The sequence below is a fragment of the Streptomyces sp. NPDC002566 genome (assembly GCF_042889585.1).
Classification (GTDB): domain Bacteria; phylum Actinomycetota; class Actinomycetes; order Streptomycetales; family Streptomycetaceae; genus Streptomyces.
In genome coordinates this window covers 388905-415109 of sequence record NZ_JBIARD010000007.1, presented here as the reverse complement: position 1 = coordinate 415109, position 26205 = coordinate 388905, and the positions used below count along the sequence as shown (strand labels likewise).

Genomic DNA, 26205 nt, shown 5'->3' with positions numbered 1-26205 from the left:
ATGGCGAACATCCCGCCCGCCCGCAGCCCCCTCGCCGACCGCACCGTCGTCGTCACCGGCGCGGCCCGCGGGCTGGGCGCGGCCCAGGCGCACGCCCTCGCCCGGCGCGGCGCACGCCTGGCCCTGCTCGGGCACGAGGGGCCGGCGCTGGAGGCGGTGGCCGCCGAGCTGCCCACGCCCGCGGTGGCCGTCGAGGTCGACATCACCGACGCGGCGGCCCTCGGCCGGGCCGCCGACACCGTCCGCGCCCGGCTGGGCCCGCCGTCCGTCGTCGTCGCCAACGCCGGCATCGCCGAGGGCGGCCCCTTCGAGACGGAGGACATGGACGTCTGGCGCCGCGTCGTCGACGTCAACCTCACCGGCAGCGCCCTGACCGCCCGGACGTTCCTGCCCGACCTGGAGGAGACCGCCGGCTACCACCTCCAGATCGCCTCCCTGGCGTCGATCGGCGCCGCGCCGATGATGAGCGCCTACTGCGCCTCCAAGGCCGGCGTGGAGGCGTTCGCGCACTCGCTGCGGGCCGAGGTCGCCCACCGGGGCGTGGCCGTCGGCATCGCCTACATCAACTGGACCGACACCGACATGATCCGCGACGCCGACCGGTACGCCGTCCTGCGCGAACTGCGCGCCCACATGCCCCCGCCAGCCCGGCACGTCTACCCGGCACAGGAGGTCGCCGAGCGGCTCGCGCGGGCCGTGGAGCGCCGCCGTACCGCCGTCTACGTCCCCCGCTGGCTGCGTCTCGCGCAGGTGACGCGGGCCGCGCTGCCGCCGCTGGTGCTGCGCCGCTGCCGGCGTGCGCTGCCCCGGCTGGAGGCGCGGGAGGCCTTCAGCCGGACGGGCCCGCTCGGCGCGGGCGGACGAGCCGACAGTGAAGCCGCTCACCTGAGCAGCCTGGGACGCAAAGGGTCGATCTGACGCTTACACCTGGGCCGTCCGGGGCACTCGGGGAGCCGATCACTCCGGGAGCCGCACCCCGCGGTGCGGCGGGGGCGCCGAAGCAGGGCGAGGGAGACGAACGTGACGGTGCGCATAGGCGTAGAGGAAGAGTTCCATGTGCTGGACGTGGAGAGCGGGCGGCTCGTGCCACGCGCCGACGAACTTCTCGGCCGGGCGGACAGAGACGGCTTCACCCGCGAGCTCCAGCAGACGGTCGTGGAGAGCAACAGCGGCGTCCACGACACCCTCGACGACCTCTTCAAGGACCTGTCGGGGACCCGGGGCAGGCTGGACGAGGCCGCCTCCTCCCTGGGGCTCGCCGTGGTCGCCGCCGGCACCGTCCCGCTGGCCCGCGTCACCTCCCGCGACGTCACCGCCGACCCCCGCTACCGGCGCATGGTCGAGGACTACCGCCGGGTCGCCGACGAGCAGCTCATCTGCAGCGCGCAGGTCCACGTCGACGTACCCGACCGCGACACCGCCGTGCGCGCCATGTGCCTGGTCTCGCCCTGGCTCGCGCCGCTGCTCGCCCTGTCGGCCAGTTCGCCGTTCTGGCTCGGCGCCGACACCGGTTACGCCAGCTGGCGGACCATGGTGTGGCAGCGGTGGCCCACCGCCGGCCCGGCCGGCTGCTACCGGGACGCCGCCGAGTACGACGCCGCCCTCGCCGAGCTGATCGCCTCGGGCGTCATCACCGACGCCGGCATGGCCTACCACGACGTACGGCCCTCCGCCCACCAGCGCACCCTGGAGCTGCGCATCTGCGACGCCTGCCCCCGGGTGGAGACCGTGGTGCTCGTCGCAGGCCTCTTCCGCGCCCTGGTACGGGACGCCTGCGACCGTCTGGCCCGCCACGACGGGCCGTTGTGCGACGGCCGCCACGACCGGCTGCGCGCCGCCACCTGGCGGGCCGCCCGCTCCGGTCTCGAAGGCGCGCTCGTCCACCCCGAGACCCACCGCGCCGAGCCCGCCGGCACGGTCCTGCGCGCGATGGCGGCCCGGCTGCGGCCCGCGCTGGAGGCCTCCGGCGACCGGAGCATCGTCGAAGCCCTGCTGGAGGAGACGCTTGCCGCGGGCAGCGCGGCCGACCGGCTGCGCCACGCGGCGCAGACCGAGGACCTCCTCGCCAGCATCGACCTGATGGTCGCGGAGACCCGCGGGACCCGGGCGACGCCCCGCCCGCCCAGGGCGACCCGCCCCTCCCGGCCGACCAGGGCCGCCGCCCGGCACGCGTACCCGCACGCCCCCGCGGCGGCCCCGGCAGGAACGCCCGAGCCGTAGGCCCGCGCCCCTGCCCGTCCCGTCCCCCACGACAAGGAGCGTCACTCCGTCATGTGCAGCACCCGGCCTTCCTCCAGGGCCTGTTGTGAACGTCCCGCCCGCCCCGCGACCCGCCCCGGACCGGAAGACTCCGACGATCCCGCGCCGACCGGCCGGGCCTGCGCGCCCGGCCCGCACGACCCCTTCCGAGAACGCGTTCCCCGCCCTGAACGCCAGGGCCTGACGGGACGGAGGGCCGCGCGATGTGCGGGCTGAGCGGCGAGATCCGCTTCGACGGCGGCCGGCCCGACATCGCGGCCGTGGAACGCATGACGGACCGGCTGGCGCCCCGCGGCCCCGACGGCCGCGGACTGTGGTCCCAGGGCCCGGTGGCACTCGGCCATCGCAGGCTGAAGATCATCGACCTGTCCGAGAGCGGCGCCCAGCCCATGGCCGACCCGGGCGCCCGGATCAGCGGCGTCTTCAACGGCTGCGTCTACAACTACCGCGAGCTGCGCGACGAACTGCGCGGCCTCGGCCACCGCTTCTTCTCCGACTCCGACACCGAGGTCGTCCTCAGGGCGTACCTGGAGTGGGGCACCGACTGCGTACGGCACTTCTACGGCATGTTCGCCTTCGCCCTCGTCGAACAGGACACCGGACGCGTGGTGCTGGCCCGCGACCGGCTCGGCATCAAGCCCCTCTACCTCGCCGAGAGCCCGGAGCGCCTGCGGTTCGCCTCCTCGCTGCCCGCCCTGCTCGCCGCCGGCGACGTGGACACCTCACTCGACCCCGCGGCCCTGCACCAGTACCTCAGCTGGCACGCCACCGTCGCCGCGCCCCGGACCGTCCTCAACGGCGTGCGCAAACTCCCGCCCGCCACGGTCCGCGTCATCGAGCCCGACGGCACCCGCCACGACCACCTCTACTGGCAGCCCTCCTACACCCGGCGCCCCGAGCACGCCGCGATGAGCGCCGACGACTGGACCGACGCGGTGCTCGCGGCGCTGCGCACCGCCGTCCGCCGCCGCATGGTCGCCGACGTCCCCGTCGGCGTGCTGCTGTCCGGCGGGCTCGACTCCAGCCTCATCGTCGCGCTCCTCGCCGACGAGGGGCAGAGCGACCTGGCGACCTTCAGCGTCGGCTTCGAGTCCGAAGGCGGCGAGGACGGCGACGAGTTCGCCTACTCCGACCTGGTGGCCGCGCACTTCCAGACCCGCCACCACCAGCTGATGGTGCCCTCCGACCGGGTCTCCGGCGCCCTCGACGCGGCGGTCGCCGCCATGAGCGAGCCGATGATGAGCCACGACACCGTCGCCTTCCACCTGCTGTCCGAGCAGGTCGCCAAGGAGGTCAAGGTCGTCCAGAGCGGCCAGGGCGCCGACGAGGTGTTCGCCGGCTACCACTGGTACCCGGCGATGGCGAACGTGCCGCGGCAGCGTGCCGCCGAGGCCTACATCGACGCCTACTTCGACCGCTCGCACGCCGACCTGGCCGGCATCCTCGAACCCGGCGTCCTGCCGGAGCACGACGTCTCCTCGGAGTTCGTCCGCGCCCACATGGCGGCCGACGGCGCGCAGACCGCGCTCGACGCAGACCTCAGACTCGACACGCACGTGATGATGGTCGACGACCCGGTCAAGCGGGTCGACAACATGACCATGGACTGGGGCCTGGAGGCCCGGGTGCCCTTCCTCGACCACGAACTGGTCGAACTGGCCGCCGCCTGCCCGCCGGAGCTCAAGCTCGCCGACGGCGGCAAGGGCATCCTCAAGGCGGTCGGCCGCAAGGTCCTCCCGCGCGAGGTCGTCGACCGGCCCAAGGGCTACTTCCCGGTCCCCGCCATCAAGCACATGGCGGGCCCGGTGCTCCAGCGCGTCCGCGAAGCGCTGAACGCGCCCGAGGCCAGGGCCCGCGGGGTCTTCCGGCGGGAATACGTCAACGAACTGCTCGCGGCGCCCGACGCGCACCGCACCAGGCGAGGAGCCAACACGCTGTGGCAGATAGCGCTGCTGGAAACATGGCTGCAGACGCACCGGATCCACTGACCGCGGTGGCGGACGGGCCGGGACACGCCGTCGCCGGCACGACCTCGTCCGATCCCCTCACGGCGGACGGGACGAGGTCGTCCGGCCTCCCGCCGACCGGCGCGGACCCGCGCGCCCGCCCCGCCCCCGTCGACGGGCCGGGCGGGCCGGACGGGCCGGGCGGGCCGGACGGGCCGGGCGGGCCGGGCGGGCCGGATTACGGGCTCGGCAACCGCCCGCCGGACGCGCTGGGCCCCGCGCCCGCGCCCCTGCCGCTCCCCGACACCTCCGCCGCGCACGGCGCCCCGCAGCCGCTGCTGTCCCACGGCTGCTGGTACCCCTCGGCCGCCCCGGACGGCCGGCACATCGCGTTCATCTGCGACCGCGCCGGCGTGCCCCAGCTGTGGGCGGGACCCCTGGGCGGGGAGGACGTGCGTCTGCTGGACGCCGACCCGCAACCGGTCACCGAGGTGTCCTGGTCGCCCGACGGACGGTGGATCGCCTACACCGTCGCCCCCGGCGGCGGCGAACTGACCCAGGTGCTGTGCGTACGGCCCGACGGCACCGACCGGCACCTCCTGGCCGGCGGCGAGCCCGGCACCTCCGCACACCTCGGCTGCTGGCAGCACGACGGCACGGCCCTCGCGGTCACCGTCACCGAACCGGCCCCGCCGGGCCGCCCGCACCTGGTGCACCCGGGCCTGCCGGCCCAGCAGGGCCCGCAGCACCGGGGCGCCGCCGCCGACCACGGACTGGAGGCCAGGACCCTGTCGGCATACCTCGTCGACCCCGACGGACTGTCAGCTCCCGTCCTCCTCGCCGCCGAACCCGCCGCGCCCACCCTGCGCGTGTGCGACCTCAGCCAGGACGGCCGGCTCGCCCTGCTGCGCCGGGGCCCGCGCGGCCGCCGCGAGGCCCTCGTCGTCCGCACCCGCGACCTGGCCGTGACCTGCGTGAAGCGGGTCGCCGACGGCGACCCGTGGATCGGCGCCTTCTCACCGGACGGCCGAACCGTGTGGCTGCGCAGCGACGACGAGCGCGAGTACGCCGCCCTCACCGCGATCCGCCTCGACCCCCGGGGACAGCCCCTCGGCGCCACTGTCGTCGCCGAACGCGACGGCTGCGGACTGGAGTTGCTGTACCTCGACCGCGAGAGCCGCAACGCCGCGCTGGCGTGGAACGCCAAGGGCGTCAGCGAACTCGAACTCACCTCGCTGCCCCCGGCCGCGCCGCCCGACGGGACGGTCCTCCCGCTGCGGCCCGTGGACCTCCCGCACGAGGTCGTCACGCGCGTCGCCCCGCTGACCGGCGCCGACGGCCCCGTGGTGGCCCTGTCCGGCTCCCGCCGCCGCCCCGGCATCTGGCACGTGCCGTCCGGCGCGCCCGTGCGCACCCCCTGGTCCTCCCGCGACGAGGACGCCGTCCCGCCGGGCCGGCCGCCCACCCGCCCGGTGCCGATGCACCCCGTCGCACGGGACGGCCTCACCCTCGGCGGCTGGTACTACCGCGCCCCCGGCCGCTCCCCGGGGGAGCCCGCGCCCTGCGTCCTGCATCTGCACGGCGGACCCGAGGAACAGGAACGCCCGGTCCTGCACCCCCTCTACCACGAGCTGATCAGCCGAGGCCTGGACGTCTTCGCCCCCGACGTGCGCGGCTCGTCGGGCCACGGCCGCAGCTTCGTCGACGCCGACCTGGGGGAGGGGCGGTTCGCCGCCATCGACGACGTCGCCGACTGCGCGGCCCACGCCGTCGCCGAGGGCCCGGCCGACCCGCGGCGGCTGGCCGTGATGGGCCGCTCCTACGGCGGCTACCTGGTGATGGCGTCCCTGGTGTGGCACCCGCACCTGTTCCGCACCGGCATCGCCGTCTGCGGGATGTCCGACCTCATGACGTTCTTCGCCGGCACCGAGCCGTGGATCGCCCGGTCGGCCGCCCACAAGTACGGCCATCCCGAACACGACCGCGACCTCCTGCGCTCGCTGTCCCCGATGAGCCGGATCGACGAGCTCCGGGCCCCGGTGCTGGCCGTGCACGGCGAACACGACACCAACGTGCCCCCGGCCGAGTCCGAGCAGTTCGTCCGGGCGGCCCGCGAACGCGGTCTGGAGGCACGGCTGCTGCTCCTGCACGAGGAGGGCCACGACTTCCGCCGCGCCGACAACCGCAGGCTCTTCCGCCGCACGGCCGCCGACTGGATGCAACGCCATCTGACCGGCTGACCATCCGTGGCGGGGCGCCGCGACACGTCACGGCACGTCCGCGTCCGCCCCGTCGACGTCCGACCTGCGGCGCACCACCATCAGCGCGGTGTCGTCGCCGGGGGTGCCGGCCGAGTGGCGGCGCAGGTCGCGGTAGACGGCGGCCGGCACCTCGCCGGGCCGCACCCCGGCCCACACCGGCGCGCGCTCCTCCAGCGGATAGAACGCGCCGGACGGATCCCGGGCCTCGGTGACGCCGTCCGTGCACAGCAGCAGCGTGCTGCCGTGGGGGAACGCGAACCAGTCGACCGTGCGCGGCGTGGGAGCGAGCGCGTCGAGGCCCAGCGGAACGTGCGGCTCGCCCCGCAGCGCCGACCCCGTCTTCTCCCCGTCGAGCAGCAAGGGAGCGACATGACCGCAGTTGATCGCCTGGACCTCGTCCTCGGAGTCGACGCCGAGGACCAGCGCCGTCACGAAACGCTCGCTCTCGCCGACCTGCGCGGCGAAGGAGTTGTGCCGCAGCACCGCCTCCTCCAGCGCGTCCACGACCGCGGTGAGCGTAGGCTCGGCCACCGCCGCCTCCCGGAACGCGCTCAGCACCGCGAACGCCGCGCTGATCGCGGGCAGCCCCTTGCCCTGCACGTCCCCGATGAACACCCGGCTGCCGTAAGGGGAGGCGACCACCTCGTACACGTCGCCGCCCACCCGGCTGTCCTCCTCCACCGGCTGGTAGAGGCCGTGCACGAGGAGCTGGTCCGTCACCAGCGGGAACGGCCGCAGCAACTGCCGCTGCAACGCGGCCGCGGCGGACCGCAGCCGGGCGATCTCGCCCTCGCTGCGCACGCGCTGCGCCGCCCGCGCGATGCTGAGCCCGTTGAAGACGAGCGCGAAGACGACGGTCGCCACCCCGGCGCCGACCGAGTCCTCCGCCCGGTCGAACAGCGCGGCGACGATCGTGAGCGTCACCCACACGGAGGCGACGACGGTCTGCCGTACCGTGCCCCGTCCGGAGAACAGCGCCGGCAGCACCACCAGGAACGGGGCGAGCCGGGTCTCCCGGTCCAGGAAGAGACCGATGACGGCCAGCAGAGCCGTCGTGCCGACCAGCCACCCGAGGACGACCGACCACCGCAACGGCGGCCCGGCCCCGCCCCTCACGGACGAGGCCTCGGGATCCAGTGACGTACCCACCAACCCTCCCGCCCCCGCGATCCTCCGGCGCCCCCGAGAAACGCCCTCCTCACCCATAATCGTCCCAAACCACCCCGAAGACCCACCCGACCCGACCCGAGGCCCGCCGACGGGCCCCACCCGACCGCCCCAGCCACACCACCGGGCCGCCCGAGCCCCGTCGTGGTGGAGTGGACAGGTGATCGTCCTCGCCGTGCTCTTCGCCGTCCTGGGCGCCGCCAGCAACGCCACCGGTACGGCGTTCCAGCGCAAGGCCGCCTCCACCGTGCAGCGCGGGGGCGGCCTCGCCCTCCTGCGCGCGCTCGCGCACCGGCCCGCCTGGGCGATCGGCGTCGCGGGCGTCGTGTGCGCCGCCGTGTTCCAGGCGCTGGCCCTGGTCAACGGGGCCATCGCCCTGGTACAGCCCCTCTTCGTCCTCGAACTGCCCTTCGCCCTGCTGATCGCCGTCCCCCTGCTGCACCTGCGCCTGTCCGCCGCCGCCTGGCGGGCTGTCGCGGCGGTGGTGGGCGGCCTGGCCGTGCTCCTCTTGTCGGCGGCGCCGGAGGAGGTCCGCGAACAGGCGCCCTTGGCCCGCTGGATCCCCGCGCTGACGCTGTGCGTCGCGGCCATGGCCGCCGCTGTCCTCCTCGCCCGCCCCGGCCGCCCGCCCCTGTTCCGCGCGGCCGTCCTGGCGTGCGCCGCCGCGGTCGGCAACGCCCTGACCGCCGCCCTGATGAAGTCCGCCACCGAACGCCTCGCCGACGACGGCCTCGTCGCCTTCCTCACCATCTGGCAGACGTACGCCTTCGCCCTCGCCGGCGTCTGCGCCGTCCTGCTGCTGGAGAACGCCCTCCAGGCCGGCCCGCTCAGCGCCTCCCAGCCGCCGCTCACCATCGGCGACGCGACGATCAGCCTCGTCCTGGGCGTCACCCTGTTCGACGAGCGCGTGCGCACCGGCTGGTGGCTGCTGCCGGAGGCGCTGGGCGCGCTGCTGCTCCTGTGGGGCGTCTTCCGGCTGACCCGCGTGGTGCCGAACCTGGCCGAGGTGGTCAGCTGAGCGCCCGGCGGGACGGCCGCCGCGCCCGGCACACCCCCGCCGACCTGCGCGCGCCCCGCCCCGGTGTGAGACTTGCCGCGAGGACGAGCGGCAGCCGGTGAGGCGGTGATGCGGTGTGTCGGCCGAGGCCAGCGACGAGCGGCTCAGCGAGTTCCTCGCCGACCCCGTCACCTCCACGCTCGAACTGAGCGCGGCGCTCGACCGCTGCACGAAGGCGCTCGACCTCCCGCACGCCGTCGTCTACCTCGCCGACCTGCAACAGCGCCACCTCGTGCCGCTGACCGACGTGGCGCCGCCCCTCTCCATCGACGACTCCCTCGCGGGCTGGACCTACCGCACCCAGTCCCTGCGCGTCCAGGCGCACGGCGCGGGCGGTGTGACCGCCTGGTTCCCCCTGCTCGACGGCGCCGAACGGCTCGGCGTCGTCGCCGTGCACGGGGAGGCGCTCACCGCGCGCTCCCTCACCCGGGGCCGGGCGCTCACCGCACTGCTGGGCATGATGCTCACGTCGAAACGGGCCTACAAGGACTCCTACGCCAGCCACATCCGCACCCAGCCCATGCACCTGCCCGCCGAACTGGTGCGGGCCTTCCTCCCGCCCCGCACCATCGGCGACGGCCGCGTCGTCTCCACGGCGGTCCTGGAACCCGCCTACCAGCTCGGCGGGGACGCCTTCGACCACTGCCTCACCGACACCCGCCTGCACGCCACCGTCGTCGACGCCATGGGCCACAACCTGGCCTCCGGGCTCACCAGCGCGGTCACCCTCGCCGCCTGCCGCAACGCCCGCCGCAGCGGAGCCGGCCTCGCGGAGCTGGTCGCCGGCGCGGACCGGGCGCTCGCCGAGTGGCTGCCCGACCAGTTCTGCACCGCCGTCGTGACCCAGCTGGACCTCGCCACGGGCATGCTGTACTGGAGCAACTGCGGCCACCCAGCCCCCCTGCTGATCCGGGACCAGCGGCCGGTCGTCGACGCGCTGGAGCGCGAACCGGGACCGCCGATGGGCCTGCCCGCGCTGCTGTCCGGGGAGCCGCGCGTGACCCACGAATACCCCCTCCGGCCGGGGGACCGGGTGCTGCTCTACACCGACGGCGTCACCGAGGCCCGCGTCCGCGACGGCAGCCTCTTCGGCCTCGAACGCTTCGCGGACTACGTCATCCGCGCCACGGCCGCCGGGGAACTCGCCCCCGAGACGCTGCGCCGCCTCATCCACTCCGTCCTGGACACCCAGCCGGAGGGCCTGCGCGACGACGCCACCATCCTGATGCTCGAATGGCAGCCGCCCGCCCGCACCTGACCGCACGGACGAACCGCGCCCCCACGGCCGACCGTCAGGCGTGCGACAGGGCGAAGGAGACGAGGAAACCGCAGACCGTGACCAGCCCGATCGCCAGATGCGCGTTCTCGAACGCCTCGGGGATCATCGTGTTGGCGATCATGGCGAGGATCGCCCCGGCCGCCACCGCCGTCACCGCGGCGATCACGGCGGGGGAGAACGCGCCCACCACGGTGTAGCCGAGCACGGCCGACACGGTGCTCGCGGCGGCGATCGCGCCCCAGACCCCGAACACGTACGCCTTGCTCCGGCCGGCCTTGCGCATCCCCGCCGAACTGGACAGCCCCTCGGGCACGTTGCTGATGAACACCGCCGCCACGGTCACCAGGCTCACCGCGCCGCCGTCGAGCAGAGAGACCCCGATCACCGCCGACTCCGGGACGCCGTCCAGCAGCGCCCCCAGGGCCAGCGCCGTGCCGGAACCGCCCTGCTCGCCCTCCGAGGGCTGCGTCTCGCCCTCCGCGGACCCGGAGCGCTTGCGATGCCGCGCGCCCCGGCGGGCCAGCCACAGGTTGCCGACGGTGTACGCCAGCGCGCCGACGAGCGTCCCCACGGCGGCGGGACCGAGCCCGCCCTCGTCGTACGCCTCGCCGACCAGCTCGAAGGAGACCGCCGACAGCAGCACGCCCGCGCCGAACGCCATGACCATGGCGATCACCTTCTGCGGGACCCGCACCCCGTACCCCACCAGCGCTCCCAGCAGCAACGCCGAACCGGCCACCAGTCCCCACAACCCCGCAAGCACCACATCAGACATGCTGGTCCGTCTACCCACGACACCTGCGGGGATTCACCGCTGCGGCGCCGGCCGGTAGGAACTGATGACGTACAGGGCTTCGTCGTCGATGGCGTTCTCCGACCAGTCCAGGGTGATCCGCACGGGATGCCCGTCGGCCGCGTACCGGGCCTCCGCCGTGTCCGCCCCCTCACTGCGGGCCGTGCGCAGCATCTCCAACAGGGCCCCGATGGTGGGCACTCGGCCGGTCAGCTCCCGAGTCCGACGGCGGCTGTCCGCGTCCAGCCCCTCGGCCGACGTCACCGCCCCGTCCCGCACACTCACCCGGAACGTCCCGGCGAGCACCTGGGTCGTCGACGTCAACGTGTAGCTGTAGGCGGCCGGTTCCTCCCACGCGACCTCCGGCCCACCGCTCGCCCCACCGTCCCTCCCGCCGCCCGGCGCACCGGACGAGCCGCAGGCGGCGACGGAGGACGACAACACGGCGATCAGCGCGGCGACGAAGACGGCACGGGTCCGCGGGCGCGCGGCAACGGTCATGACAGCTCCCTGTGTTCGGCTACCGCTGTGACGCCGTCCGGCCGCGAAACGTTCGACTCACTCCGTTGAAGAGCCCGTCGGCGGGTACGCGGACGGCAGAGAGAACGGCCTCACGGGAGGAGACAGGGATGAGCAGCGTCATTCAGCGCATCAAGGAGTTCGCGCGCAGTCCGCAGGGGCGGCGCACCATCGAGCAGGTGCGCCGGCAGGCCGCCGACCCCCGGCGGCGCTCCCAGGCCCGCGGACTGCTCGCCCGGCTGCGCACCCGGCACTGACACCGCTCGCACGGATCGGGTGACTGCCTGTTCTACAGTGACTGCCGTCAGTCAGTTCCGGAGGGATCCGGGAATTCGGGGAGGTAGTCGCCCACCATGTCGACGGAAACGTTTGAGTTCCAGGTGGAAGCCCGTCAGCTGCTGCAGCTGATGATCCACTCGATCTACTCGAACAAGGATGTCTTCCTGCGGGAACTCGTCTCCAACGCCTCCGACGCGCTGGACAAGCTGCGTCTGGCGGCGCTGCGGGACGAGGCGCAGGACGCCGACGTGTCCGATCCGCACATCGAGATCGAGACCGACGCCGAGGCCCGCACGCTCACCGTGCGGGACAACGGCATCGGCATGTCCCGCGACGAGGTGGCGGACCTCATCGGCACCATCGCCAACTCCGGCACCGCCAAGTTCCTCGAACAGCTGAAGCAGGCGGACGACCCGGCGGGCGCCGAGAACCTCATCGGCCGGTTCGGCGTCGGGTTCTACTCCAGCTTCATGGTCGCGGACGAAGTCACCCTCGTGACCCGGCGGGCCGGCGAGAAGCACGGCACCAGCTGGTCGTCCCGCGGCGAGGGCACCTACACCCTCGGCACGGTCGATGACGCCCCGCAGGGCACCGCGATCACCCTCCACCTCAAGCCGGCCGACCCCGAGAACCAGCTCCACGACTACACCTCCCCCTGGAAGATCAGGGAGATCGTCAAGCGGTACTCGGACTTCATCACCTGGCCGATCCGGATGGCCGCCCCCGCGCCCGCGGACACCACGGAAACCGCGGACACCGACGAGCCCGCCGAAGCCCCCGCGCCCGAGACCCTCAACTCGATGAAGGCCCTCTGGGCCCGCTCCCGCGACGAGGTGAAGAGCGAGGAGTACCACGAGCTCTACAAGCACATCAGCCACGACTGGAACGACCCGCTGGAGACCATCCGCCTCCAGGCGGAGGGCACCTTCGAGTACCAGGCCCTGCTGTTCATCCCCGCCCACGCCCCGCACGACCTGTTCACCCAGGGCTACAAGCGCGGCGTCCAGCTGTACGTCAAGCGCGTCTTCATCATGGACGACTGCGAGGCGCTGCTCCCGTCGTACCTGCGCTTCGTCAAGGGCGTCGTCGACGCCCAGGACCTCTCCCTCAACGTCTCCCGCGAGATCCTCCAGCAGGACCGGCACATCCAGCTGATGCACCGCCGGCTGGCGAAGAAGGTCCTGTCCTCGATCAAGGACATGAGGGGCTCCGCGCCCGAGCGGTACGCCACGTTCTGGCGCGAGTTCGGCTCCGTCCTGAAGGAGGGACTGGTCACCGACTCCGAGAACCGCGAAGCCCTCCTCGCCGTCTCCTCGTTCGCCACCACCCACGACAGCGCCGAGCCGACGACGCTCGCGCAGTACGTGGAGCGGATGAAGGACGGGCAGGACGACATCTACTTCATGACGGGCGAGTCCCGCGAGGCCATCGAGAACTCGCCGCACATGGAGGCGTTCCGGGCCAAGGGCATCGAGGTCCTGCTGCTGACCGACCCGGTCGACGAGGTGTGGACCGACACGGTGGGGGAGTTCCAGGGCAAGCGGCTGCGGTCCGTCGCCAAGGGCGAGATCGACCTCGACGCCGGCGCCGGGGACGAGCCCGCCGAGAGCCGCGAGAAGCGGGACGAGGAGTACGCCCCGCTGCTCGCCTGGATGAAGGAGCGGCTCGGCGAGGACGTCAAGGACGTACGGCTGTCCTCGCGCCTCACCGTCTCCCCGGCCTGTCTGGTCTCCGACGCGCACGACCTGACCCCGGCGCTGGAGAACCTGTACCGGGCGATGGGCCAGGAGGTGCCCCGCGCCCAGCGCATCCTGGAACTCAACCCGGAGCACACCTTGGTCAAGAGCCTCGACCAGGCCTTCAAGGGCAAGCCGGAGGACGACACCGCGCTCACCGAGACGACCGAACTCCTTTACGGCCTCGCCGCGTTGGCCGAGGGAGGCCGTCCGAAGGAGCCGGCCCGGTTCGTCCAGCTGCTGGCCGACCGCATGGAACGCGCGCTCCAGGCGGAGTGAACAAGGGGGTCGTCGACGGCGGCCGGACCGGGGCTCGGGCATCGATGTCAGTGCCGTGGTGGAAGATGCGAAGGAAATGAGATCAACTCCGGCCGGGCCGGGTAGGCGGTCTCGTGACCCTGCCACCGGAAAGGCCTCCGTTGATATCGCCCAACCTCCGTTCCGGCGCTCCGCTCAGCCCGGCCGCAGCCGACGTCCTGCGCATCGTCAACGATTCCGGCACGCCCGTTTTCGTGACCGTCCACGCGGACGGACGCCGCAGGTACAGCTACTGGCAGCCGCTGGACGCGCGCACCGGCCGGGGAGGCTGTTACACGGCCCTCCCCACCGCCGAGTGCGACCGGCTGCACTCCGCCGGCCGCATCACCCTCGGTGAGCCCCTCACCGACCCGACGAGGACGATCTACCGGGTCCGGCCGGCCCGCACCCCCGCGCCGCCCGCCCGCGCGGCGCGGACGGCCGCCCGTCCCGCCGCTCGCCCGAGGCCCGAGCGCGGCCGGCTGTGGGCCGCCTGACGGTGGCGGCCCCGGTGCGGCCGGCCCGGGATCAGAGCCCCGAGCCGAACGACTCCGTGGTGTACGCGCACTCCGTGTACACATAGCCGTTCTCCAGCTTCGCCGTGTCCGAGGCGGGCGTGGAGGAGGAGATGCTGGAGCCGTTCGACTTGTGCACGAAGTACGTGGTGCCCGGCGGCAGGCTGATGGTGCGCTGCGGGTAGTTCTTGCCGCCCTCGCACGGCTTGAAGTACGGGCTGACGGTGCTGCCGAGGGAGTAGGCGCGGCAGCCGCCGCACGCCTTCAGGGTGAGACTGCCGGTGACAGGCCCGGTGAACAGGACGGTCACCGCGTCCGGGCTGTCGTTCTTCACCGTGACGGAGATGCTTCCGCCGCTGCGCAGCGTGGGCAGCTTCTTGCCCGCCTCCGGCACCGTCTGGGCGACCTCCGCCGCGATCGCGATCTTCTTCGCCAACGGGACGTTCTTGGCCGCCCTGTTGGCCGTGACGTACTCGTTCATCGTGGTCAGCGCGGCGTCGAAGTCGCCGTCCCGGTACTGGTCCACGCCGCAGGTGTAGGTCCCCGAGGCCACCTGGGCCGTGGCCCGGCCGGCGTCCTTGGCGAGGGCCGCGTCGATCCCCGCCTTCTCGCCGGGCAGCTCGGTGATCCGGGTGGCGAGGGCGCGCAGCCGCTGGACCGCCGTGCACGGATCCGCCCCGCGCAGCCCCTTCTCCTCCCGGACGACGGCGGCGTTCACGGCCGGCTCCACCTTCGCGGCCTGCGCCGACTTCGGGAAGGTGGTGAGCAGTTCGCCGAACTGCGCCGCCCAGGTCGACTGGTCGGCCGCGAGTCCGGCCGAGGCGCACTCGTACAGCGAGGTCGCCAGCCGCTCGTCGGGCCACTTCTCCAGCTCGCCCAGCTCGGTCTTCTTCACCCGGTCGGGGACCGTGCGCAGATACGTCAGCGGCGCGATCGCCGTGCAGTACTCGCGCTGCTCGTAGGGGGCGCCGACCGTGGCGTAGTACGTCTTCATACGGCCGGGCACCCGTGCCGCCGCCCGCGAGTCCGGGTGATCGGCCACCAGGTCCTCGTAAGCGGTCAGCGCCTTGCGGTAGTCGGCCTCGGCCGCGGTGAACTCCTTCTTGCCCGCCGCAGCGACCAGCCGGTCGGCCTCCTCCAGCCGGTCCAGCAGCATCTGCTGCACCGCCTCGTCCCGCTCGGCGTCGTACCAGACCACGCCCCCGGCCGGCACGGCGAGCAGCAGCAGCCCCAGCGCCAGCGCGAGCGGCGCGCGGCCCGGCAGGGCCAGCGGCGTGCGCAGACCCACGCGCGCCCCGTGTGCCGCCGCCAGGACGAGGAACACCGCGTAGGCGACGAGCGCCCCCTCGGGGACGCCGTCCGGGTCGGCCGGCAGCGCCACGATCAGCAGGACGGCGGTGGCGATCCAGCACAGCGCCGTCAGGGCCCAGCGCCGCGTCAGCGCGTAACCCAGGCCCAGACCGCTGAGGTTGAGGACCGCGACCGCGACCGCCCGTGCGCCGTCCGCGGGCGGCGGCGGAGGGGCCGCCGGCATCGGTGGGACGAAGTAGCCGTTGTCGTATCTGCCGTACCCGCCGTCGGACATGGCGGCCTCCCCCGTCAACTCCGCATGCATGTCTGTGACTTGGCAGTGTAAGGGTAGAGGGGGAAAGCCGACAGAGCGGGGCGGAGCACCCGTTGGGGGCGACAACTGCCAGGTCGTGTCCGATCATGCCCAGTCATGATCACTCATGCCGAATCAGGTGGACGCCGACGACACGGACCCCGGACCGCGGGCACGCGACCGGCGTCCGCCGGCCCTCACCGGACGCGGTACTCGTCCCAGAACGGGCCGAGGTCGGCGTCCGTCGCCGCCTGGGCGGCCCGCTTGAAGTCGGCGGTGGTGGAGACGCCGTACCGGTGGTCGCGGACGTAGCGCCGGAGCATCCCCGCCATGGCGTCGGCGCCCAGGACGGCCTCCAGACGCGCCAGGACGCACGGGCCCACCATGTAGACGACGTGGTACTCGTCCCGGTGCTCGGACCAGTAGGCCATCGAGCGGGTCAGCTCGGCCTCCTCGCTCGGCCAGGAGATCTCCGAGCAGTCGAAGTCCTGCCAGCCGTGGAAACGCGCGTTGGCGTACTGGGCGAAACTCTCGTCGAGCCACGGCGCGGCGTACTGGTCGTTGCCCACGATGCCGTACCACCACTGGTGGGCGACCTCGTGGACGACGGCGCCGCCTTCCTCGGAGGTGCCGAGGAGGACCAGCCCGGGATACTCCATCCCGCCGCCGAAGCCGGCGGTCATCACCAGGTCGATCTCGCCGTACGGATAGCGGCCGAACTCCTTCCCGAAGCGGTCCACGGCGGCCACGCCGTCGCGCCGGTTGAGGCGCACGCCCTCGGCCGGAGTGTCCGGCGCCCAGTACGACCGCACGAGCACGCCCCCGGGAGAGGTCTGCGTCGCCGTGCGGAACGGGCCGGCCGCCCAGGCGAAGTCCCGCACCCGGTCGGCGACGCTCAGCGTGACCGTGCGCCCGGGGGCGCCGGGCAGGGTCCGGGTGCGGCCGGTCGCCGGGACCTTCAGGGCCGACGGGTGGTCCAGGCGTACCCGGAAGTCGCCCGCCAGGGAGTAGAAGCTCTCGCCCGTCGCCACGTACGGGTCCAGGTGCCATCCCTCGGCGTCGTGCACGGCGAGCACCGGCAGCGCGTTGCCCAGGAAGCGGAACGCGCCCTCACGTCCGAAGCGGGCGTTGCGCTCGGGCACCGTGACGGACACGTCGAAGGCGACGCTCGCGCGCCCGCCGTGCGCCAGCGGCTCCGGCAGCGCGATCCGCAGGGCGGTGCAGCCCACGCTGAGCGGGCCCGGCGTGCCGCCGCGCACCCGCGACACGTTGACGGGGGAGGGCGCGCCGGCCGTGCCGCACCCGTCCTCGCCGTTGCCCCACAGCCGCACGTACACCTCGCGCAGCGGCCGGCCGGAGGCGTTGCGGAACGACACCCGCTCGTGCCCGGTCCAGCGGGAGCCGTCCGCGTCGGCCCGCAGTGTCACGTCGTAGCTGAGGAGGTCGGGCGTCGCGGCCCCGGCCGCGCTCGCGGCCACCCCGGGTGCGGCGGCCGCTCCGGTCACCGTGGCGGCCACCGCCACCAGCGACGCGAGCAGCACGACGAGCAGACGGTGCAGGGGACTTGACGACCACACAGGTAACGGCGACATGGCAGCGGATCCTGCCACACAACCGCCCCGCCCGACCCTGCCGTGACCGATCGGGGACAGTCCCGGCGCGCCCGGCGCCCCTCCTGCGACTCTGGGACCGGACGGGGACGCCGATGCCTGCTTTCGGATGACTCATCCGTCTGTCGCCGAGGCCGCCGGTCCGGCATCCCGCACGATCGCTTCCGCCGCCCTTCCGCCCACCCCTTCAGCAGTCCGCCCTTCCCAGTCGTCCGCCCGCCCTTGCGTCCGTCCGGAGGCAGCAGTGCACATCCTGCTCGTGGCCAGCGCGTTCAACAGCCTCACCCAGCGCGTCCACGCCGAGCTGCGCGACCACGGCCACACGGTGGCGGTGGAACTCGCCCTGCCGGAAAGCTCGTTGACCGAAGCCGTACGGCGGCACGCCCCCCGCCTCGTCATCGCGCCCATGCTGAAGACGGCGATCCCACGGGAGGTGTGGTCGGCGTACACCTGTCTCGTCGTGCACCCCGGGCCCGTGGGCGACCGCGGTCCGTCCTCCCTCGACTGGGCGATCCAGGAGGGCGTGGACCGGTGGGGCGTCACCGTCCTCCAGGCCGGCGAGGAGATGGACGCCGGCGACGTGTGGGCCTGCGTGTCCTGCGCGCTGCCCCCGGCGGGCAAGAGCGACCTCTACCGCAACGAGGTCGCGGACGCCGCCCTCACGGCCGTCCTGCTCGCCGTCGAACGCTTCGCCTCCGGTACGTACACGCCCCAGCCGCAGGAAGCGGCGGCTCAGGGCCAGGCCGGGCCGCGCACCCGCCCCTATCTCGACCAGCGCGTCCGGCGCGTCGACTGGGCCGAGGACGCCACCGAGACCGTCCTGCGCAAGCTGCGGGCCGCCGACTCCCAGCCGGGCGTGCTCGACGTACTCCTCGGCGGCGAGTGGTACCTCCACGGCGGCCACCCGGAGAGCGAACTGCGCGGCCGCCCCGGCGCACTGCTGGCCACCAGAGCGGGCGCGATCTGCCGGGCGACCGCCGACGGCGCGGTGTGGATCCCCGAACTGCGCCCCCGCCGCGCCCCCGGAGCGCCGCCCACGTTCAAACTCCCCGCCGTCCAGGCCCTCGGCGACCGGCTGCCCGCCCTGCCGGAGGCCGCCCTGCCCCCGCTGCCCGAGGTGGCGCACCCGACCTGGGCGGACATCCGCTACCGGGAGGAGGGGGCGGTGGGCTTCCTGTCGTTCTCCTTCCCCGGCGGCGCCATGAGCACCGCGCAGTGCCGCCGCCTGCTGGACGCCTACCGGCGGGCGTGCGCCCGCCCCACCCGCGTGCTCGTGCTGGGCGGCGCACGGGACTTCTTCTCCAACGGCATCCACCTCAACGTCATCGAGGCGGCGGCCGACCCCGCCGCCGAGTCCTGGGCGAACATCGAAGCCATCGACGATCTCGTCGAGGCCGTCCTGACCACGACGGACCGGCTCGTGGTCTCGGCCGTCGCCGGGAACGCCGCCGCCGGCGGGGTGATGCTCGCCCTGGCCGCGGACGAGGTGTGGTGCCGCTCCGGCGCCGTGCTGAACCCGCACTACCGGCTGATGGGCCTGTACGGCTCGGAGTACTGGACGTACAGCCTGCCGCGCCGGGTGGGCCGGGCGGCGGCCGAACGCCTCATGAGCGAGGCCCTGCCGGTGAGCGCCGCGAGCGCCGAGCGGATCGGCCTCGTCGACCGCGTCGTCGCCGGCGGCCCGGCGGAGTTCGCCGCCGAGGCCGGCGCTCTCGCCGCACGCCTGGCCGCGCTGCCGGCGACCGCGTCCCGGATCGCCGCCAAGAAGGCCGACCTGGACCGCCTGCGGAGCACGACCCCGCTGTCCGAGTACCGCGAGCGGGAGCTGGCCCGGATGCGCGCCATCTTCCACGACCCCGCCGCCCCCTACCACGCCCTGCGCCGCGCCTTCGTCCACAAGGCACGCCCTCCTCGGGCGTCCTAAACCCCTTTCCCGCCCCCGGTTCGGACGTCACCGCAACGGCCCTCTCCGACATCACCACCCGAGCGGTCCGCTGGTACGAAGAACTCTGAGGTCGACATGCAGGCCTTCACCCCATTCCTCCCCAGGAGGCGGTCCCATGACTGAGGCGACGCCGGACACCGTCGGCGCTGCGGACGCCGCAGGCGCGCCCGCCGACGAGGCGCCCCCGATCCACATCCTCTGGATCAACGCCGGTCTGAGCTGCGACGGCGACTCGGTCGCGTTCACCGCGGCCATGCAGCCGAGCGTCGAGCAGATCGTGCTCGGCGTCCTGCCCGGCCTGCCGAAGATCGCCGTCCACTGGCCGCTGATCGACTTCGAGTGCGGTCCGGTCGGCGGCTCGGACACGTTCATCGAGTGGTACTTCAAGGGGGAGCGGGGCGAGATCGACCCGTTCGTGCTGGTCATCGAGGGTTCCATCCCCAACGAGGACATCAAGCCCGAGGGCTACTGGTGCGGCTTCGGCGACAACCCCGAGACCGGCCAGCCGATCACCACCAGCGAGTGGATCGACCGGCTCGCGCCCAAGGCCCTGGCGGTCGTCGCCATCGGCACCTGCGCCACCTACGGCGGCATCCACGCCATGGCCGGCAACCCGACCGGCGCCATGGGCGTCCCGGACTACCTCGGCTGGGACTGGAAGTCGAAGGCCGGCATCCCCATCGTGTGCGTCCCGGGCTGCCCCATCCAGCCCGACAACTTCTCCGAGACGCTCACCTACCTGCTCTACCAGGCGGCCGGCGCCGCCCCGATGATCCCGCTCGACGACAAGCTCCGCCCGACCTGGCTCTTCGGGGCCACCGTGCACGAGGGCTGCGACCGCGCCGGCTACTACGAGCAGGGCCAGTTCGCCCTGTCGTACGACTCGCCGAAGTGCCTGGTGAAGGTCGGCTGCTGGGGTCCCGTCGTCAAGTGCAACGTCCCCAAGCGCGGCTGGATGAACGGCATCGGCGGCTGCCCCAACGTCGGCGGCATCTGCATCGCCTGCACCATGCCCGGCTTCCCCGACAAGTTCATGCCGTTCATGGACGAGCCGCCCGGCGCCAAGGTCTCCAGCAACGCCAGCGGCGCCTACGGCGCGGTCGTGCGCAAGCTGCGCTCGCTCACCGCCAGGACCGTGGACAAGGAGCCCAAGTGGCGCCACACCGGCGACCGCATCACCACCGGCTACCGGCCCCCCTGGTGACGCACCCGCGCCGGTGCGCCCGCTGAACGGCGTCCCCGCACCATCCCGACCACCCCCACCAGCTCCCGCGCAAGCGCAACGAAGGGCACGGCACACACGATGGCACCGACGACGAAGACGCCCGGCGACGGCAGCGGCCTGGTGGAGATGGCCTGGGACCCGATCACCCGGATCGTGGGCAGCCTGGGCATCCACACCAAGATCGACTTCAAGCAGAAGCGGGTCGCCGAGTGCTACAGCACCTCGTCGGTCTTCCGCGGCTACAGCGTCTTCATGCGCGGCAAGGACCCCCGCGACGCCCACTTCATCACCAGCCGCATCTGCGGCATCTGCGGCGACAACCACGCCACCTGCTCGGTGTACGCGCAGAACATGGCGTACGGCGTGAAGCCCCCGCACCTCGCCGAGTGGATCATCAACCTCGGCGAGTCCGCGGAGTACATGTTCGACCACAACATCTTCCAGGAGAACCTGGTCGGGGTCGACTACTGCGAGAAGATGGTCAAGGAGACCAACCCCGGCGTCCTCGAACTGGCCGAACGCACCGAGGCGCCGCACGCCGGGGACCACGGCTACCGCACCATCGCCGACATCATGCGCTCGCTCAACCCCATCGAGGGCGAGTTCTACCGCGAGGCCCTCCAGGTCAGCCGCTACACCCGCGAGATGTTCTGCCTCATGGAGGGCCGCCATGTGCACCCCTCCACGCTCTACCCGGGCGGCGTCGGAACCATCGGCTCGGTGCAGCTGTTCACCGACTACCTCAGCCGCCTCATGCGGTACGTCGAGTTCATGAAGCGGGTCGTGCCCCTGCACGACGACCTGTTCGACTTCTTCTACGAGGCCATGCCCGGCTACGAGGAGGTCGGCCGCCGCCGCGTCCTGCTCGGCTGCTGGGGAGCCCTCAACGACCCCGAGTACTGCGACTTCACCTACGCCAACATGAGCGACTGGGGCCGGCGCATGTTCGTCACCCCCGGCGTGATCGTCGACGGCAAGCTGGTCACCAACGACCTCACCGACATCAACCTCGGCATCCGCATCCTGCTCGGCAGCTCCTACTACGAGGACTGGCAGGGACAGGAGCAGTTCGTCACCCACGACCCGCTGGGCAACCCGGTCGACCCCCGACACCCCTGGAACCAGCACACCATCCCCGCCCCGCAGAAACGCGACTTCGACGACAAGTACAGCTGGGTCATGTCCCCCCGCTGGTTCGACGGCAAGGACCACCTCGCCCTGGACACCGGCGGCGGCCCGATCGCCCGCCTGTGGTCGACCGCCCTGTCCGGACTCGTCGACACCGGGTACGTCAAGGCCACCGGCCACAGCGTCGTCATCAACCTGCCCCGCACCATGACCCGGCCCGAGACCACCTTCGAGTGGAAGATCCCGCGCTGGAGCAACGCCCTGGAGCGCAACCGCGCCCGTACCTACTTCCAGGCCTACACCGCCGCCGTCGCCCTGCACTTCGCCGAGAAGGGCCTCCAGGAGGTCCGCGCCGGACGCACCCAGACCTGGGAGAAGTTCGAGGTGCCCGACGAGGGCATCGGCGTCGGGTTCACCGAGGCGGTGCGCGGGGTCCTCTCCCACCACATGGTCATCCGCGACGGCAAGATCGCCAACTACCACCCCTACCCGCCGACCCCCTGGAACGCCAGCACCAGGGACACCTTCGGCACCCCCGGCCCCTACGAGGACGCCGTGCAGAACACCCCCATCTTCGAGGAGAACACCCCGGAGAACTTCAAGGGCATCGACATCATGCGCGCCGTGCGCAGCTTCGACCCCTGCCTGCCCTGCGGCGTCCACATGTACGTCGGCGGCGGCAAGACGGTGCAGAAGATGCACGTCCCCACCGGCCTGAGCGGACTGGGCGGATGAGCGCCACCGCGGCCCGGCCCGTGAACGCCGAGGAGACCGGCCGCCGGATCGAGGAGGTCCTCGACCGGCTGGCCGGCTCCACCGACCCGGCGGCCGCCCGGGGGGCCGAGGAACTCGTCCGCTCCCTCATGGACTTCTACGGCGCGGGACTCGCCCGCGTGCTGCGCCTGCTCTCCGCGAGCGGCGAACCCCTCGGGACGCTGCTCGGCGACCGGCTCGTCGCGAGCCTGCTCGTCCTGCACGACCTCCACCCCGAGGACCGCGACACCCGCATCGCCCGCGCCCTGGACGACCTCCCCGAACACCCCCTGGAAGTCGTCGGATTCGACGAGGACGGCGGCGTCCTGCGGCTGCGCTCCCGCTCGGGCGGCGGCTGCGGATGTGGCGGCTCGGACGTCCGGAGCGCCGTCGAGGAGGCCCTCGCCTGCTTCGCGCCCGAGGTCAGGTCCGTCGAGGTGCAGGCACCGCCCGCCGAACCCGCCCTGCTCCAGATCGGCGCCCGCCCGACAGCGGCGAAGGCCCGATGAACACGCCCCCGGCGACGACCCGGCCCCCGGGCCTGCGCAGGTTCCTGACCGGGCGCCCGCCCGAGCCCGAACGGTGCGAACTGTGCGCGGTGACCCTCGGCGAGAGCGACCACCGCCACCTCGTCGACACCGAACGACGCGCCCTGGCCTGCGCCTGCACACCCTGCGCGCTGCTCATGGAACGGCCCGGCGCGGCCGCCGGCCGCTTCCGCGCCGTGCCCTCCCGCTACCTCGCCGACCCCGAGCACCGCCTCGACGACCACGCCTGGGAGGCCCTGCAGATCCCCGTCGGCGTCGCCTTCCTCTTCCGCAACGCCGCGCTCGACCGCCTCGTCGCCCTCTACCCGAGCCCCGCCGGCGCCACCGAGAGCGAACTCGACCCCGCCACCTGGACGGACGTCCTCGGCGGCAGCCGTCTCGCCGCACTCCTCGAACCCGACGTCGAGGCCCTGCTCCTGCGCCGCGCCGGGGGCCGCTGCGACTGCCACCTCGTGCCCATCGACGTCTGCTACGAACTCGTCGGCCGGATGCGCCTGTTGTGGCAGGGCTTCGACGGCGGCGCCGAGGCCCGCGCCGCCCTGGACGCGTTCTTCGACGACGTCGTACGGCGCGCCCGGCCCGTCAGCGGGACGGGGGACGCGTGACGGAGCTGTCCTTCGCCTGCACCGGCGTGCGCGCCGACCGCTACGCCGCCGGACCGACCCTCGTCTTCCGGCTCCGCGTCACGGCCACGGGCGGCGTCCGCGTGCACGCCCTCGCCCTGCGCTGCCAGATCCGCGTCGAACCCGCCCGCCGCGGCTACACGCCCGCCGAGGCCGACGGCCTCACCGACCTGTTCGGCGAACGCTCCCGCTGGGGCAGCACCCTCCAGCCGCTGCAGTTCGCGGAAGTGCCGCTGATGGTCCCCGGCTTCACCGGCGAGACCGAGGCCGACCTCGTCGTGCCCTGCACCTACGACCTCGACATCGCCGCCGGCCGCTACCTGTCGGCGCTCACCGACGGCGAGGTCCCCCTGCTGATGCTCTTCTCCGGCACGGCGTTCACCGGCACCCGCGGCTTCCAGGTCGAGCCCGTCCCGTGGGACCGCGAGACGGTCTGCCGGATGCCCGTCGCCGTCTGGCGGGAGATGATCGACCAGCACTTCCCCGGCTGCGGCTGGATCCGGCTGCCCCGCGACACGATGGACGCCCTCCTCGCCTACCGCTCCCGGCGCGCCCTGCCCTCCTGGGAGAGCACCGTGCGCGCCCTGCTCGACGACGCCGGCGCCGCCGGCCCGCCCCCGGCCGACCCGTTCCACACCCTCACCGGCACCACCGGAAGGACGGACCCGTGACCGCGACCGCGTTCGCCCCGCACACCGAGGAACGGTTCGCGCTCGCCCGCCAGGTCGCCGACGCCGTCCTCTTCGAGGGCTACGTCCTCTACCCCTACCGGGCGTCGGCCGCCAAGAACCGGCTGCGCTGGCAGTTCGGCGTGCTCGTCCCGCCCGGCTGGGGCGCCGACACCGAGGAGCACGACTTCCAGCACACCGAGTGCCTGATGGAACCGAAGGCCGACGACACCCTCTCCGTCGAGCTGCGCTTCCTGCACGCTCGCCGGCGCACCGTGCAGCGGCTGCGACCCGACGGCGGCTTCGACACCGTCGACGAACTCCCCCTCGACGACCGGGTCCTGGTGCCCTGGGACGAGGGCGGCGAGGAGCGCGTCGAAGTCGTGGCGAAGGTCGCCGAACTCCTCGGCGACGGCGTCACCGTCCCCTTCGGCCGACCCGCGCGCGAGGAGAGCGAACCGGTCCTCGACGCGGCCGGCCGCACCCTCGGCCGCCTGGTGCGCCGATGCGAGGAGATCAGCGGTGAGCTACGGCTGTCCGCCGTCGAACTCGACGGCCCCTACCGGGTGTCGAGGCTCACCGCCGTCGTCGAGAACACCACCGCCTGGACCCCGCCCGACGGCGGCGGCGACCGCGACGCGGCCCTGCCGCACTCCCTCGTCGCCTCCCACCTCCTCATGGCCCTCAGCGCCGGATCGTTCCTGTCGATGACCGATCCCCCCGAATGGGCCAAAGGAGCGACCGCCGCCTGCCGCAACCTGCACACCTGGCCCGTCCTCGCAGGCGAACCCGGCCGCGGCGACCTCGTCCTGTCCTCGCCGATCATCCTGGAGGACCACCCGGCGATCGCCCCCGAGAGCCCCGGCGCCCTCTACGACGCCACCGAGATCGACGAGATCCTCGCGCTGCGCACCGCCGCCCTCACCGACGAGGAGAAACGCGAGGCCCGGGGCACCGACGAACGGGCCGCCGCCGTCATCGACCTCGCCGACACCATGCCCCCCGAGGTGTTGGAACGCCTCCACGGCGCGGTGCGCGGCCTGCGCGAGGCGACCCGCCCCGCCGCCACGGCCACCGCCGCGCCCGCCTCCGGCGGCTTCCCCGACGAGCACGGCGTGACCCGCCCGGAGATCCCCTGGTGGGACCCGGCGAGCGACCCCGGTTTCGACCCCGCCCGCGACCGCGTCCTCGTCGACGGCCGGTCCCTCGGCGCGGGCAGCCGCGTCACCCTGCGCCCCGGCCTGCGCCGCACCGACGCCCAGGACCTCTTCCTCCAGGGCCGCACCGCGCGCGTAGAGGCCGTCCTGCACGACGTGGACGGCGCGGTCCACCTGGCCGTGACCGTCGAAGGCGACCCGGGCGCCGACATCCGCCGCGAGCAGGGCCGGTTCCTGTACTTCCAGCCCGACGAGATCACCCCTCTGGAGGACGACGCATGAGCCTTCCCCGGCAGCCCGGCGCGCGGACCCTCGTCGCCGGCATCGGCAACATCTTCCTCGGGGACGACGGCTTCGGCGTCGAGACCGCCCGCAGGCTCGCCGAGCGGCCCCTGCCCCCGCACACCGAGGTCGCCGACGTCGGCGTGCGCGGAGTGCACCTCGCCTACCAGCTCCTCGACGGCTACGACACCCTCGTCCTCGTGGACGCCACGGCGCGCGGCGAAGCCCCCGGCACCCTCTACGTCATCGAGCACGACGGCCCCGGCCCGGCCGCGCCCGAGGCCGCCCCCGCGCTCGACGGGCACCGCATGACCCCCGACACCGTCCTGGCGCTGCTGCACACCCTGTGCGCCGGCGCCGGCGGCACCCCGCCGCGCCGCGTCCTGATCGTCGGATGCGAACCGGCCTCGGTGCGCGAGGGCATCGGGCTCAGCGCGCCGGTGGCCGACGCCGTGCCGCGGGCCGTCCGGCTGATCGAGGAACTGCTGCGGGACGACCGGCCGAAGGAACCCGCGACGCGGGCCGCCGCCGGCGAGGCATCCAGGTGAGGAGACA

At 73.4% G+C, this 26205-nt stretch carries 22 protein-coding genes; 17 read left to right on the top strand and 5 right to left on the bottom strand.

Going from position 1 to position 26205, the window contains the following annotated elements:
- The 4 genes from ACFYXA_RS28620 to ACFYXA_RS28605 all read left to right on the top strand — a co-directional run bounded on the left by ACFYXA_RS28620 (position 1) and on the right by ACFYXA_RS28605 (position 6445).
- Positions 1-918 (top strand): SDR family oxidoreductase, encoded by a 918-nt coding sequence (locus ACFYXA_RS28620; protein WP_389038125.1) that lies wholly within the window; start codon positions 1-3, stop codon positions 916-918.
- Between the two features lie 102 nt (positions 919-1020).
- The gene (locus ACFYXA_RS28615; protein WP_389038122.1) at positions 1021-2220 is read left to right on the top strand and encodes a glutamate--cysteine ligase; all 1200 of its coding nucleotides are present in this window, start codon (positions 1021-1023) and stop codon (positions 2218-2220) included.
- 242 nt (positions 2221-2462) lie between these two features.
- The gene (locus ACFYXA_RS28610) at positions 2463-4247 is read left to right on the top strand and encodes an N-acetylglutaminylglutamine amidotransferase (protein WP_389038119.1); all 1785 of its coding nucleotides are present in this window, start codon (positions 2463-2465) and stop codon (positions 4245-4247) included.
- Positions 4220-6445: a S9 family peptidase gene (locus tag ACFYXA_RS28605; RefSeq protein WP_389038116.1), complete on the top strand. Its 2226-nt coding sequence runs from the start codon at positions 4220-4222 to the stop codon at positions 6443-6445. Before ACFYXA_RS28610 ends, ACFYXA_RS28605 begins: the two co-directional genes overlap by 28 nt.
- A 27-nt stretch (positions 6446-6472) precedes the next feature.
- Here the strand turns inward: ACFYXA_RS28605 and ACFYXA_RS28600 are convergent, their stop codons facing one another.
- On the bottom strand, positions 6473-7615 hold the full coding sequence (locus ACFYXA_RS28600) for a PP2C family protein-serine/threonine phosphatase (protein ID WP_352250766.1): 1143 nt from the start codon (positions 7613-7615) through the stop codon (positions 6473-6475).
- Positions 7616-7793: 178 nt separating this feature from the next.
- On the opposite strand from ACFYXA_RS28600, the gene ACFYXA_RS28595 reads away from it, so the two are divergent.
- On the top strand, positions 7794-8651 hold the full coding sequence (locus tag ACFYXA_RS28595; protein ID WP_352250764.1) for a DMT family transporter: 858 nt from the start codon (positions 7794-7796) through the stop codon (positions 8649-8651).
- A 115-nt stretch (positions 8652-8766) separates the two neighbouring features.
- Positions 8767-9948: a PP2C family protein-serine/threonine phosphatase gene (locus ACFYXA_RS28590; protein WP_389038113.1), complete on the top strand. Its 1182-nt coding sequence runs from the start codon at positions 8767-8769 to the stop codon at positions 9946-9948.
- 34 nt (positions 9949-9982) lie between these two features.
- On the opposite strand, the gene ACFYXA_RS28585 is transcribed toward ACFYXA_RS28590, so the two are convergent.
- Both ACFYXA_RS28585 and ACFYXA_RS28580 read right to left on the bottom strand, forming a co-directional pair.
- Positions 9983-10744 (bottom strand): ZIP family metal transporter, encoded by a 762-nt coding sequence (locus tag ACFYXA_RS28585; RefSeq protein ID WP_389038110.1) that lies wholly within the window; start codon positions 10742-10744, stop codon positions 9983-9985.
- A 33-nt stretch (positions 10745-10777) separates the two neighbouring features.
- Positions 10778-11263 (bottom strand): DUF6174 domain-containing protein, encoded by a 486-nt coding sequence (locus ACFYXA_RS28580; RefSeq protein ID WP_389038107.1) that lies wholly within the window; start codon positions 11261-11263, stop codon positions 10778-10780.
- A 128-nt stretch (positions 11264-11391) separates the two neighbouring features.
- On the opposite strand from ACFYXA_RS28580, the gene ACFYXA_RS28575 reads away from it, so the two are divergent.
- From ACFYXA_RS28575 to ACFYXA_RS28565, 3 genes are all read left to right on the top strand, one after another.
- Positions 11392-11538: a hypothetical protein gene (locus ACFYXA_RS28575; protein ID WP_352250756.1), complete on the top strand. Its 147-nt coding sequence runs from the start codon at positions 11392-11394 to the stop codon at positions 11536-11538.
- Between the two features lie 96 nt (positions 11539-11634).
- Positions 11635-13575: a molecular chaperone HtpG gene (gene htpG / locus ACFYXA_RS28570; protein WP_389038103.1), complete on the top strand. Its 1941-nt coding sequence runs from the start codon at positions 11635-11637 to the stop codon at positions 13573-13575.
- A gap of 140 nt (positions 13576-13715) precedes the next feature.
- Positions 13716-14090, top strand: coding sequence for a hypothetical protein (locus ACFYXA_RS28565; protein ID WP_389038100.1), 375 nt, complete (start codon positions 13716-13718; stop codon positions 14088-14090).
- A gap of 31 nt (positions 14091-14121) precedes the next feature.
- Here ACFYXA_RS28565 and ACFYXA_RS28560 read toward each other — a convergent pair whose 3' ends face one another.
- Together ACFYXA_RS28560 and ACFYXA_RS28555 are read right to left on the bottom strand one after the other, a co-directional pair.
- Positions 14122-15693, bottom strand: a complete 1572-nt coding sequence (locus ACFYXA_RS28560; protein WP_389038097.1) for a hypothetical protein — start codon at positions 15691-15693, stop codon at positions 14122-14124.
- Between the two features lie 215 nt (positions 15694-15908).
- Positions 15909-17303, bottom strand: coding sequence for a M1 family metallopeptidase (locus ACFYXA_RS28555; protein ID WP_389038094.1), 1395 nt, complete (start codon positions 17301-17303; stop codon positions 15909-15911).
- Positions 17304-17565: 262 nt separating this feature from the next.
- Between ACFYXA_RS28555 and ACFYXA_RS28550 the strand changes: the two genes are divergently transcribed.
- From ACFYXA_RS28550 to ACFYXA_RS28515, 8 genes are all read left to right on the top strand, one after another.
- Positions 17566-19245 (top strand): hydrogenase maturation protein, encoded by a 1680-nt coding sequence (locus ACFYXA_RS28550; protein ID WP_389038091.1) that lies wholly within the window; start codon positions 17566-17568, stop codon positions 19243-19245.
- Between the two features lie 136 nt (positions 19246-19381).
- On the top strand, positions 19382-20470 hold the full coding sequence (locus tag ACFYXA_RS28545) for a hydrogenase expression protein HypE (RefSeq protein WP_352250972.1): 1089 nt from the start codon (positions 19382-19384) through the stop codon (positions 20468-20470).
- Positions 20471-20569: 99 nt separating this feature from the next.
- The gene (locus ACFYXA_RS28540) at positions 20570-22354 is read left to right on the top strand and encodes a nickel-dependent hydrogenase large subunit (RefSeq protein WP_352250970.1); all 1785 of its coding nucleotides are present in this window, start codon (positions 20570-20572) and stop codon (positions 22352-22354) included.
- Positions 22351-22881: a hypothetical protein gene (locus ACFYXA_RS28535; protein ID WP_389038087.1), complete on the top strand. Its 531-nt coding sequence runs from the start codon at positions 22351-22353 to the stop codon at positions 22879-22881. The genes ACFYXA_RS28540 and ACFYXA_RS28535 overlap by 4 nt, the downstream gene beginning before the upstream one ends.
- Positions 22878-23525 carry a DUF5947 family protein gene (locus tag ACFYXA_RS28530; RefSeq protein WP_352250967.1) on the top strand — a complete coding sequence of 216 codons (648 nt, stop codon included), beginning with the start codon at positions 22878-22880 and terminating at the stop codon, positions 23523-23525. Before ACFYXA_RS28535 ends, ACFYXA_RS28530 begins: the two co-directional genes overlap by 4 nt.
- The gene (locus tag ACFYXA_RS28525) at positions 23522-24214 is read left to right on the top strand and encodes a DUF6084 family protein (protein WP_389038084.1); all 693 of its coding nucleotides are present in this window, start codon (positions 23522-23524) and stop codon (positions 24212-24214) included. Before ACFYXA_RS28530 ends, ACFYXA_RS28525 begins: the two co-directional genes overlap by 4 nt.
- Complete coding sequence (locus ACFYXA_RS28520) at positions 24211-25650, top strand: hypothetical protein (RefSeq protein ID WP_389038081.1); 1440 nt, start codon at positions 24211-24213, stop codon at positions 25648-25650. The genes ACFYXA_RS28525 and ACFYXA_RS28520 overlap by 4 nt, the downstream gene beginning before the upstream one ends.
- Entirely contained in the window at positions 25647-26198 is a 552-nt protein-coding gene (locus ACFYXA_RS28515) for a hydrogenase maturation protease (RefSeq protein WP_389038078.1), read from the top strand. The genes ACFYXA_RS28520 and ACFYXA_RS28515 overlap by 4 nt, the downstream gene beginning before the upstream one ends.
- The last annotated feature ends 7 nt before the right edge of the window (positions 26199-26205 follow it).